This is a genomic window from Microcoleus sp. CAWBG27 (genome assembly GCF_020883145.1).
In the GTDB taxonomy this organism is placed as follows: domain Bacteria; phylum Cyanobacteriota; class Cyanobacteriia; order Cyanobacteriales; family Microcoleaceae; genus Microcoleus.
The window spans coordinates 19267-36556 of the sequence record NZ_JAHREU010000054.1; the positions used below are offsets into that span (position 1 = coordinate 19267).

Sequence of the window (17290 nt, forward strand, 5' to 3'; positions counted from 1 at the left end):
AATTCATCTAATTAAACGTAAAATAGGCCAGACAAAAAGCTTACTTTGTATTTCTGTCTTCTTCTTTCCTTAGGCTATCGTGGCAGAAAAGTCTTCCTTATTCCTTATTCCTTATTCCTTATTCCTTATTCCTTCTTCCTTATTCCTTATTCCTTATTCCTTATTCCTTCTTATGAATTCAAATAAATTAGAAAGCCAGGGATTTATCACTATTTTAACAGGTCTTTACTCTTTCCAAGATTGCGTTCATTTTCTAGCGTCCGTCAGGAAATTTCACCAGGAACCAATTATTATTTTAATAGATAGAGTACCTCGAATTTTATATCCTTTACTTCAGGTGTTTGGAAATGTCATATTGCAAAGAGCACCCTCTCACGAAAATCCTGTTTTAGCATCGCGCCAAGCCAAGCTGGCTTTGTACCGAGAATCTCTATTTGAGAAAACTATTTATATGGATTGCGATATTTGTTTGCTGTCGCCAATAGATGAGGTTTTCGGCTATCTTGATGAGGTAGATTTGTTGGTGACGGAAGATGTGCAGCCTGCGATTGCGAAAGCGAGCAATTTATTAAGAGTCAAGCAAGATATTCTGTCAACCTTGCAGTCTGTGGGATTGCCGCTGAACAAAAATACCATTCAATATAATGGCGGATTTATCGCTTTTACGAAAAGCAGCACAAATCAGGAATTGTTCGCAGAATTTAAGAAATATTTCGAGATAGTAGTTGCGAATCAAAATGTGCTACTGTTGAAAGACCAGGGTGCTTTTGCTGCTGCTATTGAATCTGTGAAACCGCAAATGAGAACATTGTCCCCTGTTTACAACTATTTGGATAAGTGGAAAGATGCTTATGCGATCGACAAACCGATAAAAGTCATGCACTGCACCTATCCCTACCGCCCGCAGTACGCAAAGAACGTCACGCGATCGCTTTTTACTCGAATAGTCGATCGCACCGCTAAAATATTTTTACCAAATCAAATTAACAATCCCTGGCGCTTAAAATAAACTTTAGTACCATACCAACCCCAGCCAAATTTGCGAAGTCCCACGCACACACTCTCTCTTATCTCTCTGCGCCCTCTGCGGTCTCTGCGGTTAAAAATCACAAAATATAAATAGGATCGCCCTAGATACCGTGCAACATTATACCAAAGAATTATATCAATACTTACAAACAACTGCACAAGAATCCGCCACAGAAATTATCCCTATCCTTTGGGAATTCGTGCAACCCAAACGAGTAATTGATGTCGGTTGCGGTACGGGGACTTGGCTGTCCGCATTCCAAGAATTCGGCGTTAAAGATATTCTCGGAATAGACGGTGATTGGGTAGATATCAAAATGCTAGAAATCCCTACAACCAACTTTTTAGTATTAGATTTAACCCAACCTTTGCGCGTCGAACAACAATTTGATTTAGTTGTTTCTTTAGAAGTAGCAGAACACTTGCCCCCAGAGTGCGCCCGAGTATTTATAGAGTCTTTAGTGAAGCTTGGCCCAGTGATTTTATTCTCTGCCGCAGTACCATTTCAAGGGGGAACAAATCACGTTAACGAACAGTGGCCAGATTATTGGGCGAAACTCTTTCAAGAGCAAGGATATGTGGCGATTGACTGCATAAGAAATAAAATATGGCAAAATGAGCGAGTCAAATGGTACTACGCCCAGAATATACTTATATTTGCGAATCGGGAATATTTAACAACAAATCCAGTCTTGCAAAAAGAGGCAGCTAGAACTAACATTTTTCAGCTTTCCTTAATTCATCCGCAGCTTTACTTGCGAACGGCATCAGCAGCTACCAAATTAAGACAAGAAATCAAAGATATTTTAGCCTTAAAAGATCCAAGGATTTCACTGAAAAAAATATTTTTTGCTTTGCTACCCTTGACAAAAGCTCGTTTAAGCAGGAAAATAAAGCAACTTTTTTAATAAAAAATTACCAAGTGAAAGTTTCATTAGTGGTGAGCGATTTGTCTGGAGGAGGTGCAATTCGTGCTTTTCTACTAGCTCAAGTCCTAATCGAGCTTAAATGTGATGTAGAAGTTGTGGGATTTCAGTTTGGTAAGGAATTGTATGCTATTCCTCCGAGAGGTATCCCGGTATGTGCGATACCGGGGAAAAACTATCCAGGGTTTTTGATGGATGTTCAAAAATTATTGAAAAAAATCGATGGGGATATTATTTATGCAGTGAAGCCTAAGCCTACAAGTTTTGGTTTATCGCTGCTCAAAAAACTCGATACTCGCCGCCCTCTCATTTTAGATATTGATGACTGGGAACTTAGCTGGTTTGGCGGCGACGAATGGAAATATCGCCCTTCTTTTAAGCAACTTTATCGAGATATTTTTAAACAAAATGGTCAGTTGCGAGAACCGGATCATCCGCTGTACATCCAGTGGATGGAAAGTTTAGTTGGCCGTGCTGATGCTGTCACCGTTGATACTGAGTTTCTCAAACAGCGTTTTGGTGGTGTATATTTGCCTAATGGGAAGGATACTGAAATGTTCGACCCTGCTAAATACAATCCTGAATTGAGCAGAGAGCGTTACGGCTTGTCCGACTATAGAGTTCTGATGTTTCCCGGGGCGCCGCGAGCTCACAAAGGTGTTGAGGATGTTTTGATGGCCCTCGAACAGTTAAATGAGCCCGATTTAAAATTAGCGATCGTCGGTGGAAGTCCTTATGATGATTATGATGATAGACTTATGGAACAATGGGGTCGTTGGGTTATTAAACTGCCAAAATTTCCTGTGGAAACGATGCCGGAAGTTGTAGCGGCTGCTCACGTTGTCGTTGTTCCTCAGCGAGACACTCTGACAGCGGTGGCTCAGTTTCCACTCAAGCTGACAGATGGCATGGCAATGGCTAAGCCTGTTTTGTCTACGCGCGTGGGAGATATTCCAGCAATTTTAGGCGGAACAGGTTATTTAGTCGAACCTAGTTCTCCCGATCAAATTTCCCAAAAAATTAAATGGATATTTCAAAATTTTACAGCCGCCAATTTGCAAGGAATGAAAGCTCGGGAAAGATGCGTGAAAAAATATAGTATTCAAGCAATGGCACCGATACTTTCAGATCTAATTGCAGGTAGCTATAGGTGAGATTGTAGCGACTGAATGGAGGAAGAAAAACTGGCTGGAATTAAAGAATATTTTGAGATGCCGTACTGTTTAGCTGGGAATGCTTCATGTCTGCCAATAAGCTACTCCTAAAATTTGCCAGACGATATCCGGGCAGGATTGTGTTAACTGTGATGCTGGGCTTTGCTGGGGCTTTATTCAGCGGTATCAGCACTACTCTGATTGTACCAGTGCTTTTAATTTTTTTGGGGGAAGCTATCGAGCTGCGCGGCGCTCCACCTCTGATTAAAAGTTTGATGTATCCCTTTGAGGGAATGCCGGAAAATCAGCGTTTAATGTTGATGACCGGGGCGATTGTTCTGACAATTATATTCAAAAATCTTGCCAGCTATATTAATACTTTAGTCGCCACTTCTCTGACGCGCTCTCTGACTTTTGATTTGCGAGAAGCAGGTTTGCAGTTGTTGTTAGAAGTAGATTTAGATTTTTATTCTAAAACTAAAGTCGGGGATTTAATTAATAGATTGGGCGGAGAGATTGGCAGGACTGCGAGTGCAGTTGGTACGGCAATCGGAATGTTTACTACCTCAATCACTGTTTTGGTGTTTCTGGGTTTGCTGCTTTCTATATCGTGGAAGTTGACCTTGACATCTACGCTTTTGTTGGGATTGGTTGCTTGCACAAATCAATATATTATTAACCGTTCTAAGCACTTTGGTCTCGTGCTTTCTGAAATGTCGAAAGATTATTCGGTGAGAGTGCTGGAAACGATGACTGGGATTCGGCTAGTTAAGTCAACGGGTAACGAAGAAAGGGAGTATCAGCGGATTAAGCATTTAATTCAAAGGCGAGAACACGCGGATTTTCAGGCTCAGGTAAATTATGCGGCGATTGCCCCAATTAACGAAGTTGTTAATTTGATCGTGATAATTTTGATTGTATTTATCGGTCGTACAATATTTGCCAATGAAATTGAGTCTATTTCAACGGTTTTGCTGACCTATTTATTGGTACTTTTTAGGTTAATTCCTTTGATTTCTCAGTTGAATAGCGGGCGCAGTCAATTTGCTAATACATCAGCTAGCGTAGAAGTGGTCAATGATTTTTTGAGCTGCGATGACAAGCCGTTTATGCTGAACGGTTCTGTGCCGTACACTCATTTACAATTGGGAATTAGTTTTAATAAAATATCTTTTAGTTATCCGAATCACAAAAATTTAGTTCTTCAAGGAATTGATTTATTTCTACCTTACGGTACTACTTTGGCTTTGGTAGGAACTTCGGGATCGGGGAAGTCAACTTTGGCAGATTTACTGCCGAGATTTTACGATCCTACTGAAGGTAGTATCTCGATAGATGGTAGGGATTTGCGCGAATTTGAGCTAAAAAGTCTCAGAAAGGCGATGGGTATTGTTAGCCAAGATACGTTTTTGTTTAATGCTTCGGTGCGCGAAAATATTGCTTACGCTAGGCCCGATGCGACGGAGGCTGAAATTGTGGAAGCGGCGCAGGGGGCGAATGCTTATGAGTTTATTGAAGGGTTGTCGGAGGGGTTGGATACTCAAATTGGCGATCGCGGTGTGATATTATCGGGAGGGCAGCGTCAGAGGATTTCGATTGCTAGAGCTTTGCTGCAAAACCCGGAAATCTTAATTTTAGACGAGGCAACGAGTTCGCTAGATACGGTTTCGGAAAGATACGTGCAATCGGCGATCGAGAAACTGAGTTGCGATCGCACAACCTTAGTCATCGCCCACCGCCTCTCCACAGTCCAAAAAGCCGACAAAATCGCCGTGATCGATCGCGGACAAGTCGTAGAAATCGGTTCCCACGAAGAATTGCTAGCCAAAGGAGGTTACTACACTCGCTTGTATTCAATGCAGTTTGCGGAAGAAACCGCCCGCGATGAAGCTTTGATTAGAGGTTCTTACGAAATTCGCACTCGCCTGACTCCGATGATAGCTTACCTGAAGTTGCTAGTAGATGAAATGGTTGATTCTCCCGAAGAAAGAGATGAGTTAATCAGAGAATCATATCACTCGGCTGCTACTATTTTTAAAACTTTGGAATTTATAGAAAATACTATTAAACGTCAGGGTGTCAAAAAATAGTTATTGGTTATTTGTTATTGGTTATTTTTTATTTTTTATTTGTTATTTGTTATTAGAATAGTAGTGCGAGCGAGACGCTCGCGGCATAGATCGCGAGCGTCTCGCTCGCACTGATATCATCCAAATATATTATTCCGATGCAACCGGAAATGATATTACTAATTACCAATTACCATAACCAATTTCCATGTCTAAATACTATGTATTTTTCACCAGAAATATCTTGCCACAAGCCAATGTAGCCAGCTTAGTTCAAGTTGCGCACTCTGCCAATGCCGCAGCAAATCTCGGTTATCCAGCAGTTTTGGTATACCTCCGCAAAGGCTGGAGTGCTTTGAATCCGGTTGATTTACTGGTTCCTTTTCGGCCGCGAAAACCGGACGATCAATTTGCCAAGATTTATAATATTCAGGATAAGTTAAAAGTAGCAGATTTATCTGTACCGTGGCCGATCGACCTTTTGGACAGCAAGTGGACGAGTTCCAGTACAATAGTGTCAAAATACTACTTGCCGATTCACCTGCGGAAATCCACTCAAATCGTCCACACCCGCGACTGGAACTTTGTTAAAGCGGCAATTAAAAACGGAATTCCCGCTATCTACGAACAGCATCACCATGAAGACAAGCAATTTGAGCCGGAAATTGTCTGCAATCCGCTGTTTCAGATTGCTGTAACTGTTGCAGATACTGTGCGAGACAGCATGATTCAAAATGGGATGCCAGCGGAAAAAGTCATTATGCTGCACAATGGTTTTAACCAGTTGTTTCTGGCGAGACAAACAGACGCAGCCGAGAATTGGCGACAGCGATTATTAGCAGGTGGAAGGCAATATTTAGCGGTGTATGCAGGTGGGCTGTACCCGTTTAAGGGTGTGGATATGCTGGTGGATGTGGCGCGGGAGTTGCCGGAAGTTCAATTTGCGATCGCCGGTGGGGACTCATCCCAAGTAACAGCTTACCAGCAGCTAGCCACAGACAAGCAGGTCAAGAACATCAAATTTCTCGGCTACCTGCCGCAAAATCAACTGGCTGGCTTGCTGCAAGCCGCCGATGTTTTGACTCACCCTCACTGTCAGACAGAGGCCGCGACATTCACATCTCCTTTGAAGTTCTTTGATTATATGGCATCGGGAACTCCTATTGTAGCCACAGAGATTGCATCTTTGGTTGAGTTTAAATCGGGAAATATAGCTGCCATTTGGTGCGGGCCGGATAACCCGCAGCAGTTTGCACAAAGCATTCAAGCTTGTTTGGCAAAATATCCCAGGAAGGTGGAAGGTTATGCAGAAACATTGGGTTTTGTCAAGCAATTTTCGTGGGAAAATCGGATCGAGAGGATTTTGAGTTATGTGGATGAAGAAGTGCGATCGTAAATTACTTGTTAGTCTCGCAGTCCGCCAGGGGTTTAAACCCCTGGCTAATAGCAAAAGTCCTCTAAAGAGGACTAAGATTATTAGTTGTTTAATCCCAAAAATATACTTAAATAATAACTTAATTCTTCAGTCCTCTTCAGAGGACTTTAGCTTTGAGACAGGGGTTTTCAACCCCTGGCGGACTGTCGCGGTAGCGAAGTAGCCGAATAGCGGAATCAATGACTGGCGGACTCACATACCACACCCGAAATATTACCCTATGACCCCAAAAATCATCGGCGCAATCACCACCTACCCAGGCATGAACCAAAGCGACTGGCTGTGGCAACAAACCCCTGAAAACTTCGGCAAATGGCGCAACATTCAAATGCTCGCCAACCACCCAGAACCAGACTTCTTACTCATGTATCAATTCGATTTTCCCCGCCAGCCGAAACAGCAGTCATGGCTAGACAAAATACGCCATTACAAGCATTTAAAACCAGAAAATGACATTCGAGACCAATTCCGCAACGTCCCCAAAGAACGGATTATTTACCTAATCAGAGAACCGCCTTTAGCAGAAGTAATTGAGATTACCAAAACCAACTACGAACAAGCAAAACTTTATTGCGGTTACGTTTCCGGCCCGGATGATTTTGCGCCAACTCCTAATTATATGCCCGCGATTTGGTATCACTCAAACTCGTTTCGAGAATTAAATGAAATGCCACCACCAACTAAAACTAAATCCTGTTCTTGGATAACTTCGGGCGTTAGTCGCACAGCCAACCACCGACGCAGATTAGATTTTATCAAATTGCTGCAAGAAGCAGAATTAGATTTTGACCTTTACGGGCGAAACTTGCCAACTTGGGCGCGCGGAAACGGCACAGTCAACAATAAATGGCACGCTGTGGCGCCTTACTATTACAATTTGGCTGTGGAGAATTATGCAGAAAATGATTGGTATGTCAGCGAAAAACTTTGGGATGCTTTGTTAGCTTGGAACTTGCCAATTTATTACGGCGGTTCGGCGGCGGATAAGTTGTTGCCGGCGGGGAGTTTTTTGCGGCTTCCCAGTTTGGATGAGAAGGGAGTAGAATTTATTCAAGAGGTGATCGCAACCCCGGATTGTTGGCATGAAGCGAGGGAGAAAATTGCCGAAGCTAGGCAAATCATTCTCCACGAATTCAACTTGCTCAATTGGCTGTCCAATTTTGCATCTTAAGAAATAGTACAAAAAATAGGTTCGTAGTGCGGACTTCAGTCCGCATCAAAGAAAGGACTAAAGTCCTCACTACGAACCTATTAGGGTAATTTAATGGACATGATATGAACGGAATTTGCACCCTAGCCAACGATACAGTCCGCGACCAACTAATTGCCTTGCTCAACAGTATTGAATTTATCTTAGGCTCAACTATTCCAGTCTGCATTTATCCTTTCGACGACCAGATACAGCAAATCAAAGCTGAAATTGTCAACCGTCCCAACGTCTTTATTTATGAAGATACTGCATCAATTCAGCGATGGGACGAATTCATGCAGGCAGCCGCACCAGAGCGTTTGAATCGCAAAAAATCCCGGCTTTACGGCGCGCACCGCCGCTTTTGCGCTTTCGACGGCCCGTTTGCCAAGTTTATCTATCTGGATGCCGATACTTTAGTAATGAATTCCCTTGATGCGGTTTTTCAGAAGTTAGAGTTATCGGACTTTGTGGTTTATGATTTTCAATTTCGCGACCCAACTAAAGTATATAACCTTCTGTCGCCAAAACTGCTGGAAGTCTTCGAGCAAAATCGGATTGATTCGGAAATATTTTGTTCGGGTTTTTACGGCAGCAAGCAAGGATTATTTGACCATAATACTAGAGATTGGCTGGTAGCTGAACTCAAATCGGGAGATGCAGAAATTCTTTATGCTGGTGCGGGAGAACAGCCATTGCTCAATTATATGGTGATGAAAACGGGGATGAACAGCTATAATTTTGCTTGCAGTCTCCCGGATGATGAAAAAACTGGTTGTAGTGTCACTTCCCCACATTTTCAAACGCAAGATCAGATTTTGTACGACAAGGGAAATCGCCTGACTTACCTTCATTATATTGGAGTGCAGCCGGATTTGATTCGGAGAGTTTGTGCTGGTGAAAATATTGAGTTTCCCTATCGCGATTTGTTTCTGCATTACCGCTTTCTCCGCGAACCAGAAAGGCGTCCGGTTTTTACGCAACCGCTAAAGTCTTATGCTGATATTTCTTCGCCGAATCTGTTAGAAAGAGTGTTGAGAAGGTTGAGGATAAATTTATGAATCGCGGGATTTATATTGTTGCTAATGATAAAGTGATCGAAAGTGCGATCGCCCTTTTGGCCAGCATACGCCTGTACAATAGTCAAGTACCAGTTTTTTTGATTCCGTTTGACGACGATTATCTGCAAGTTGCCGCCGCCCTCAGCAGTCTCTACGGGGTGCAATTGTACCCAAATCTGGGGTTTGTGGAACAGTTTACCAGACGGATAGGTGAAATGTTCGATCGCGATTTTCTAGCCCTTCCCAACAAAATGCGGAAACTCTGCGCCTGGTTTGGCCCCCTTGACGAATTTCTGTACATCGATACCGACATCATCGTCTTTGAAGACATTGCAGCCAATCTCAACAAACTCTCAGAAGTAGACTTTTTTTGCTGTGACTACCACCATCTGGGCGAAAAACTGCGAAATGTATTTTCACCCGTTGTCAAAGAACAAAATATCTTTACCGACTCACAGCTTCAAGATGTATTCAACAGCGGTTTTTGGGCTTCCCGAAAAGGCACGATTACAGAATCGCAAATGTATGAAATTTTGCGAGAATGTTCGCAACATCAAGAATATTTTGACTTTACTCAAAATGTCACTGACCAGCCTATACTAAATTATATGATTCTTAAGTTGATTGTCAAACGCTGGAATCTTGTTAAAGATTCAGCAGCAGAACCTGGAAGTTGGGCTGGTTCTACACATTTTCAGGAAAGAGATTATGTGCTTTATGACAAAGGCAAAAGATTAAAATACATTCATTGGGCTGGAATACCAATTAAATCCGGTAGTCCTTACTGGAAACTTTGGCGACATTATCGTTATTTGGATGAGGCAAAACTAAATTTAGTGCAAAGATTGTTCCGATATTTGTAGGTGTGTTGGGCATTATTTTGATATTTGACACTCCTCGACACATTAGGTACGTTGTTGCGCTTCAGCGCTCTTTTTTATAGAAAACAGCGCTGAAGCGCAACAACGTACCTTTATTATTTGTTAGTGCCCAACACGCCCTACGGGATTAATTTTTTAATGAACAACTATGACTGATGGTATTTATATTCTGGGAAACGATGTGGTTTTTGACCACTTAGTCGGTTTATTGAACAGTCTCGAAGTTAATGGGGCGAGAAATATTCCTGTTTGCATCATTCCCTACGATGATAACTTGCAAAAAGTTCGAGTAGAAATTGCCTCGCGAAGCAATGTTACTTTATTTGACAATACCGATTCCATCCAATTTTGGGAAGACTTCGCGATTCAAGCTTGGACATCTCACCAAAAAGCTCAAAAAGTTTGGCAAGCTAAAGGTTGGGCGCAAGTTCACTGTTTGGGAATGCACCGAAAATTTTGCTCTTTCGACGGCCCTTTTGACAAGTTTGTCTATTTTGATGCGGATACTCTGTTAATGGGTTCTCTGGATTACATTTATCAAAAACTAGATCAATTTGATTGGGTAGCTAACGATTTTCAATACAAATCTGACCTCAATTATGTCTTTGATTTATCATCGGAAAAACTCGCAGAAGTTTTTGAGATTGAAAAACTGGAATCTCAGATTTTTTGTGCTGGTTGGTTTGCTTCCAGAAAAAATATATTAAATCGAAATAACTTAGCCGAACTTTTAGATAAATTGACTTCAGGAGAAGCGGAAATTTTGTCTTTGCGGGGAACAGACCAACCTTTATTTAACTATTTAGTCGCCCGCAGCGCTATCTCTTTTTATAATTTTGCTTATCATCAACCTGCACTGATAACGGGCAATCATTGGTCTTCTCAATTTGATGTGATAGATTATGTTTTATACGACAAAGGACGGCGGCTGACTTATTTGCATTACATGAGTATTTCGGCTGCAAAATTTACTCGATTGTGTGGGGGCGAAGATGTTGAGATTCCTTACCGAGATGTATTTCTGCACTACCGCTATTTGAATTCGCCGGAAACACGACCAAAACTCGCACCTCCCAATTTGTTAGTGCGCTTGCAGAGGATTTTCAAAAGTTGGGGTATTCAAAGGGTTAATAATGTTCTATTTAAGTTGCGTATTTTAATCAAGAAGGACTAAAGTCCTTACTACGAACCAACCCTCTTTGTTGTTGTCAAAGAGGGTTGATATGGCTTTTATCAAAAATATCGGGTATGGCTGATAGCTTACATAACCAGTTCAGCTAAGAGGGCTGAAGCCCAACAACGTACCATTAAGAGGGCTGAAGCCCAACAACGTACCATTAAGAGGGCTGAAGCCCAACAACATACCCATCTTATGGTTCTTCAAAAAAAGAATCCAAGTCTAAGGCTTGGGAACCTCCGCGTTGTAGTTCAATTAAAAGCTTACCTAGCTGAGTCCAAACCAGCCACCCAGTTAGTAGTGTCAGCGGCAGGGCTAAAACATAAGAAAGTAATTTTGGGAAGCCAAAAATTTCCATTCCTGAAGCTAAAAATACGCAAATTCCGCCGGCCATTCCCAAAAAAGGCAACTGCAATTGTAGACCTTTTAGGTTAGACAAAGTACGGCTAGAACGATTTTTAGACCAGAGTTGTACGGCTTGTTTGAGAGTTGCTTCAAAGGCTAAGCCTGAAGCCATACCTGCTAGTAATCCAGCGGTCATTAAAAAATAGGGAGGTTCTGGAAAGTAATACACGAATAATTCTTTTGGGGTAATTGACAGTTGACAGTTGACAGTTGACAGTTGACAGTTGTCGGTTGTTATTAGTTATTGGTTATTAGTTATTGGTTATTAGAATTAACAACTTATAACTCACAAATGATCCTTCGACTAGGCTCAGGGTATTGCTGACAACTAACAATTAACCCTTCGACTACGCTCAGGGCACCGCAACTGACAACTGGCTAAAATCGAGTCAGCGCGGCTGTTCCTGCTGTGGAGAACTCTGTCAAAGCGCCTAAAGCAACGTTGAACAAGCGACTTGGTTGCAGGTCTTGTTTGACTAAGTTCCAGAGGCTGCCAACTTCTTCGGTGTGAATGCGATCGTCCTCAATTAACGCTAACATTAGCTGGCGTCTCAAAAACGACCCTTCCTCTGATAGCAAGAATTGCAAGCCGAGTTGGGCTGTGGGTAGCAGGTCGAAACTGCGATCGGATCTGGCGATCGCAATCATCTCCTCTAATCTACTCCACTGGAATTTGCCATCTTTGAATAATACCTCAATCAGGCGACGGCGCAATGCCGGAGATTCCCCGTTCAACAATCTGCGCGCTACGTAGGGATAGGCTACCTCGACTATTTTGAAGTCGGGATTCAGCGTCAGGGCTAAACCTTCTTCTGTGACGAGAGAACGAATAATTAGGGCAAATTTGGCGGGGACTCGGAAAGGATAGTCGTACATCAACTCCGAAAACTCGTCTGTAATCGTCTTGAAGTTAAAGTCTGCTACCTTTTCACCGACGATATCGCCGAGGACAGATTCCAGCGCCGGGACGATCGGCATAATATCTGTATCTGGTGTCAAAAACCCAAGTTTTACAAAATCCTGGGCTAACTCTAAATAATCTTTGTTGATCAAATGAACGACAGAATCAACCAAAGTTTCTTTGGTTGTTTCTTCCATCTGATCCATCATCCCAAAATCGATGTAAGCCATGCGGCCGTCCGCTAAAGCAAACAGATTTCCTGGATGGGGGTCTGCGTGAAAAAAACCGTGTTCCAGCAACTGCCGCAAACCGCTGCGAACTCCGATTTCAATTAAGCTATTGGTGTCTAAACCTGCGGCTTTGACACTTGCCATATCTGTTAGCTTGATGCCGTCAATCCATTCGAGGGTGAGAACGCATTTTGAAGTATAGCGCCAGTAAATACTCGGCACTTTTACTGTTGGGTCATCGGCAAAATTGGTCGCAAATTTCTCGGCGTTGCGACCTTCATTTATATAGTCAATTTCCTCGAATAGTTTAATGCCGAATTCATCGACTATCAAACAGAGGTCGTGACCGAGATTCAATGGCAGTAAGGGGCCCAACCATCCAGCCGCCCACCGCATTAAATAAAGATCGAGACTCAAGATTGGTAGCAAATTTGGTCGCTGAACCTTGACTGCAACTGCTTCGCCGCTGATTAAACGGGCTTTATAAACTTGACCGAGACTTGCTGCTGCGACTGGTTGCGGGGAGATTTCGCTGTAGGTTTCGCTTATTTTGCGATCGAGTTCTGCTTCAATAATCTCAAATGCTCGTACCGAATCAAAGGGTGGTAATTGATCCTGAAGTTTGATCAATTCTTGCAGAAAGTCTTTGCGGATTAAATCTGGTCTGGTAGAGAGGGCTTGACCGACTTTAATGAAAGTGGGGCCTAAGTAAGTGAGTATTTGTCGCAGGTGGGCGGCACGTTCCGGCTGGTGGGCGGCAACTTCGTGCTGCCAACTGTCCCACAACATCCCGAGTACGAATCCTGCAAATGACCAAATAACGGTTATTGCTCGCCAAATTGCTTTCCAAGGACGGTTGCCGTAATATTGGGCGATTGCCTGTGGATCGTAGCGTCTAGCCTGAGTGAATTGATACTGAGGCACTCGTTTATTTTCCTCTTATTTTATGAAAATTGCAGCTTAAATTGAGAATTGAGAATTGGGAATTGGGAATTGGGCATCGGCCAAACAGGGCATCGGCCAAACAGGGCATCGGGCATCGGGCATCGGCCAAACAGGGCATCGGGCATCGGAAGTCGAAACCTTCTTCCTTCGGCTACGCTGGCAGACAAGTCTTCCTTCTTCCTTCCATCCTTTACATCCGTTACATCCGTTACATCTTGTACAGTGCTCGTTGCCGAACTTCCTTCTTCATCATTAACCGATCGCAAATTTTAGGCGAGCGGAAAATGCACCCGTTGAAGGCGGATTGCCAGCCTAAATTTGTTTCTTTTCATTAAATATAGTACTTGACACTCCTCGACTATCAAGGTACGAGGATTCTTGGGCTGAATCGTGCCTCTACCAACAATGTCAGTTTTGGTCTTACAGTTTCATGTCTAGTCCGACTACACCTTTTACAGCAAGCACTCTTACGGACTACTCCCCAAGCGTAAATTCGCGTGTGTCCCACGCTATTTGATTTTTATTTGCTCTTACCGTGTGGATTTGGTTTTTACCATTGACGGTTAAAGATTTTGAGATCGCCCAGGAGGACGTTCAACCTGTTTCCTCACGTTCTCACGGTCAGCAACCTACGAGTACTATAGCAGAAAGCCGTCCTTGAAGGACGGGGTTTTAAACCCAAATTTCTGATAAAAGTACAAGTGTTCAGTCAAAATACTTAATATATTTTCCTGACCGCTGCACCAGTACGACACTGCAACCCTACAATTCCTCTATTCTCAGCTATTTCTTTCGATCGGGCGATCGCACAAAGCCACTAAATCCTATCAGCCCTTGGTCAAACAATCTTTCAGCCCGTAAATTGCCCTCTCCTGTTGATCCCTCGAAAGTTCCGGGAACATCGGCAAAGACAACACCTCGCCACAAACTTGCTCAGCTACAGGCAACTGACCGACTTGATATCCCAAAGATTTGTAAACAGGTTGCAGGTGCAAAGGTAACGGATAGTAAACCATCGAACCAATTCCGGATTCCTGCAACTTAGTCCGCATCGAGTCCCGGAAATTGCCAGAAGCAGTGGGTTCGTCTTCTTGACTTGTCAAGCGAATTGTGTCTTGACTTATCAAGCGAATTGTATATTGATTCCAAACAGGCTTGGCTGCTGGCAATTCCTTGGGGACAGCAACTCCGGGCACGCGCGAAAGAAATTCGCTATAAACGGCTGCTTTCTCGCGCCGTTGGGAGTTCCAACTGTCGAGATACCGCAATTTAATGCTGAGAATCACCGCTTGCAGGGCATCCAGACGGCTGTTATAGCCTATTTCCTCGTAAAAATACCTAGAAGACTGTCCGTGCTCCTTCAGCATACGCATGGAAGCTGCCAGGGCGCGATCGTTTGTTGTCACCGCGCCGCCGTCACCGCAAGCGCCTAAATTTTTGGTCGGATAAAAGCTGAAGCAGCCCACATGGCCGATGCTGCCGACTTTTCGAGACTCCCACTCGGCCCCGACAGCCTGGGCGCAATCTTCGATGACGGCTAGGTTATGCTTGGTGGCAATTTCCATCAACCGAGTCATGTCTGTGGGTTGTCCGAAAATGTGAACCGGCATAATTGCCTTGGTTTTGTCGGTAATTGCCGCTTCCAAAAGTTCGACATCCAGATTAAAAGTCCCGCTGTCAATATCGACAAATACGGGAGTTGCACCGACGGCGCTGATGGTTTCAGCGGAAGCGAAGAAGGTAAAAGGAGTGGTAATTACTTCGTCGCCGGGGCCGATTTTGAGAGCTCGCAAAGCCAAAATTAGGGCATCGGTGCCGGAGTTGCAGCCAACGCAGTCGGAAACGCCCGTGTAGTTGGCAAACTCTTGCTCAAAACTCTTGACGGCTGGGCCGCCGATGTAGCCGCCAGAGGCGAGCACTTTTTGTACCGCAGCGCCGATTTCGTCGCCAATCTGGGCGTACTGCTGGGTTAAATCGAGGGGGGGAACGTTATTCACTCTTGACACCACAAATTGCAACCATTATCAAAGCAAATTCTTACAGCAAAACTGTTTCTCAGAAACCTTTATTCAAATATCTTATAGTTGGACGGGCAAACAATCACTTTATAGAAAGGGAGCGCGGATGTTAATTCTCCTAGATTTTACTGATTTGGGTTGGGCTTTGGGGATGGTGGCGATCGCGATCGGGCTTTCGGCGTGGCAGGGATTGGGCTTGGAAGGGGCTCTGGCGATCGCGGCAGGGCGCACCCTGATCCAGCTAATCGGAGTCGGCTACGTGCTCGCCGTGGTGTTTGCGCCGGAGGGTAAAAATCCGTGGCTGGTGTTAGCAGTGTTAGCAATCATGCTGACAACGGCTAGCATGGTGGCCACCAACCGGATTAGCAAAAAAATCAAGCACTTGCTGCCGTTAGTTGTGGGTTCGATATCGATCGGTACGGCGTTTACTCTCGCCTATACACACTTACTAATTTTGCAACCTGATCCCTGGTACGAACCGCAGTATTTGATTCCCCTAGCGGGGATGATTTTGGGCAATGCGATGAACTCAGGGGCGATCGCTGGTGAAAGACTTGTGAGTACAGTTAACAGCAGCCAATTAGAAATAGAAACCCATTTAAGTTTAGGATCGACTCCGCAGCAAGCAGTAAAACAGTACCGGAAAGATGCGATTAAAGCTGGATTAATCCCGACATTAAACACAATGACAGTCGTGGGAATCGTGACATTACCTGGAATGATGACGGGTCAAATGCTCAGCGGTGTCAGTCCTTTGGATGCAGCATCTTACCAAATTTTGATTATGTTTGTGTTGGTGCTAGCAACTTTAATCGCCACTCTATTATTGACTGAGGGATTGTGTCGGAGGTTTTTTAATCAAGATGCACAATTGATAAGATGGTAATCGGGCATTGGGCATTGGGCATTGGGCGGAGCGTAGCGGAGGGATTGGGCATTGGGCATTTATAATATGAATAGCGGTTATCAGAAAGATTAGGTACGTTGTTGGGCTTGGGCCCTATACGTTTAAGTGGTTACATAAGCTGTCAGTCATACCTCATCTTTTTGAGAAAGGCTATAGGTTGGAACTTGCATTTAGCCTTATTTTCTTGAACAGGCTTTCCGGCCTGTGCCACAAAGAGTGAGTTTATCTTGTGGGGTGGGCTTCTAGCCCGCCCGATTCATCACTAAGGAGAATAGCCATGATTCAAATAGCAACTAAAACGCTAACTTTTGAAGAATTTGCGGAATGGAAGCCAGAAAACGGACGTTATGAACTGCACAATGGAGAGATTGTTGAAATGTCACAGCCATTAGGAAAGCATGAAACAGTTGTCGGTTTTGCAGCCAGAAAATTGACCGCGCAATTCGATCGCCTAAACCTGCCATACTTCATCCCCAAAGAAGCATTAGTTAAGTCGTCCGAAAACGAATCAGCTTATTCGCCGGACGTTCTGATATTAAATGAAACCAATTTAGCCTCAGAACCTCTGTGGGAAAAATTCTCCACTGTGACTCAAGGCGCATCAATTCCGCTGGTTGTTGAAGTCGTTAGCACGAATTGGCAAGATGACTACATAAAAAAGGTAGGTGAATACGAACTAATTGGGATTCCTGAATACTGGATTGTGGATTATCTCGGTTTGGGCGGTCGCAGGTTTATTGGCAATCCCAAGCAACCGACTATCTCGATTTATCGGTTGGTTGATGGTGAGTATGAAGTTAGTCAATTTCGGGGAGATGATAGGATTGAGTCGCTAACTTTTCCCGAGTTGAAGTTGACGGCACAACAGATTTTTCAAGCGGGATTGACTGAAGGATGAAATTGCTGGGAATACCGATATCGGGTAGGGACACGGCATGGGTACATCTGGTTTTTGAAGCCTGA

At 43.7% G+C, this 17290-nt stretch carries 15 protein-coding genes; 11 read left to right on the forward strand and 4 right to left on the reverse strand.

The features are described 5' to 3' along the window. The first annotated feature begins 355 nt into the window (after window positions 1-355). The 9 genes from QZ938_RS24245 (at window position 356) to QZ938_RS24285 (ending at window position 10918) form a co-directional block, all read left to right on the forward strand. Complete coding sequence (locus QZ938_RS24245) at window positions 356-1009, forward strand: hypothetical protein (protein WP_293363395.1); 654 nt, start codon at window positions 356-358, stop codon at window positions 1007-1009. Window positions 1010-1139: 130 nt separating this feature from the next. Continuing rightward, window positions 1140-1937 carry a class I SAM-dependent methyltransferase gene (locus QZ938_RS24250; RefSeq protein ID WP_293154784.1) on the forward strand — a complete coding sequence of 266 codons (798 nt, stop codon included), beginning with the start codon at window positions 1140-1142 and terminating at the stop codon, window positions 1935-1937. A 14-nt stretch (window positions 1938-1951) separates the two neighbouring features. Then, window positions 1952-3109, forward strand: coding sequence for a glycosyltransferase family 4 protein (locus QZ938_RS24255; protein ID WP_293154781.1), 1158 nt, complete (start codon window positions 1952-1954; stop codon window positions 3107-3109). A gap of 86 nt (window positions 3110-3195) precedes the next feature. After that, window positions 3196-5199 (forward strand): ABC transporter ATP-binding protein, encoded by a 2004-nt coding sequence (locus QZ938_RS24260; protein WP_293353826.1) that lies wholly within the window; start codon window positions 3196-3198, stop codon window positions 5197-5199. A 187-nt stretch (window positions 5200-5386) separates the two neighbouring features. Then, complete coding sequence (locus QZ938_RS24265) at window positions 5387-6574, forward strand: glycosyltransferase family 4 protein (RefSeq protein ID WP_293353824.1); 1188 nt, start codon at window positions 5387-5389, stop codon at window positions 6572-6574. A gap of 259 nt (window positions 6575-6833) precedes the next feature. Beyond that, the gene (locus QZ938_RS24270; protein WP_293353822.1) at window positions 6834-7784 is read left to right on the forward strand and encodes a glycosyltransferase family 10; all 951 of its coding nucleotides are present in this window, start codon (window positions 6834-6836) and stop codon (window positions 7782-7784) included. Window positions 7785-7888: 104 nt separating this feature from the next. Next, window positions 7889-8863, forward strand: a complete 975-nt coding sequence (locus QZ938_RS24275) for an Npun_R2821/Npun_R2822 family protein (protein ID WP_293353820.1) — start codon at window positions 7889-7891, stop codon at window positions 8861-8863. After that, window positions 8860-9726, forward strand: a complete 867-nt coding sequence (locus tag QZ938_RS24280) for an Npun_R2821/Npun_R2822 family protein (protein WP_293353819.1) — start codon at window positions 8860-8862, stop codon at window positions 9724-9726. The genes QZ938_RS24275 and QZ938_RS24280 overlap by 4 nt, the downstream gene beginning before the upstream one ends. Window positions 9727-9892: 166 nt before the next feature. Next, complete coding sequence (locus QZ938_RS24285) at window positions 9893-10918, forward strand: Npun_R2821/Npun_R2822 family protein (RefSeq protein ID WP_293353817.1); 1026 nt, start codon at window positions 9893-9895, stop codon at window positions 10916-10918. Window positions 10919-11114: 196 nt separating this feature from the next. On the opposite strand, the gene QZ938_RS24290 is transcribed toward QZ938_RS24285, so the two are convergent. The 4 genes from QZ938_RS24290 to QZ938_RS24305 form a co-directional block, all read right to left on the reverse strand. Then, window positions 11115-11495, reverse strand: coding sequence for a hypothetical protein (locus QZ938_RS24290; protein WP_293154763.1), 381 nt, complete (start codon window positions 11493-11495; stop codon window positions 11115-11117). Window positions 11496-11704: 209 nt separating this feature from the next. After that, a complete protein-coding gene (locus QZ938_RS24295; protein WP_293353815.1) occupies window positions 11705-13381 on the reverse strand; it encodes an AarF/ABC1/UbiB kinase family protein in 1677 nt (558 codons plus the stop codon). 20 nt (window positions 13382-13401) lie between these two features. Continuing rightward, on the reverse strand, window positions 13402-13668 hold the full coding sequence (locus QZ938_RS24300; protein WP_293353813.1) for a hypothetical protein: 267 nt from the start codon (window positions 13666-13668) through the stop codon (window positions 13402-13404). Between the two features lie 561 nt (window positions 13669-14229). Continuing rightward, entirely contained in the window at window positions 14230-15399 is a 1170-nt protein-coding gene (locus QZ938_RS24305) for a DegT/DnrJ/EryC1/StrS aminotransferase family protein (RefSeq protein ID WP_293353811.1), read from the reverse strand. A 127-nt stretch (window positions 15400-15526) separates the two neighbouring features. On the opposite strand from QZ938_RS24305, the gene fetB reads away from it, so the two are divergent. Both fetB and QZ938_RS24315 read left to right on the forward strand, forming a co-directional pair. Next, window positions 15527-16306 (forward strand): iron export ABC transporter permease subunit FetB, encoded by a 780-nt coding sequence (fetB, locus tag QZ938_RS24310; protein WP_293353809.1) that lies wholly within the window; start codon window positions 15527-15529, stop codon window positions 16304-16306. Between the two features lie 298 nt (window positions 16307-16604). Then, complete coding sequence (locus QZ938_RS24315; protein WP_293353807.1) at window positions 16605-17225, forward strand: Uma2 family endonuclease; 621 nt, start codon at window positions 16605-16607, stop codon at window positions 17223-17225. Window positions 17226-17290: the final 65 nt, after the last annotated feature.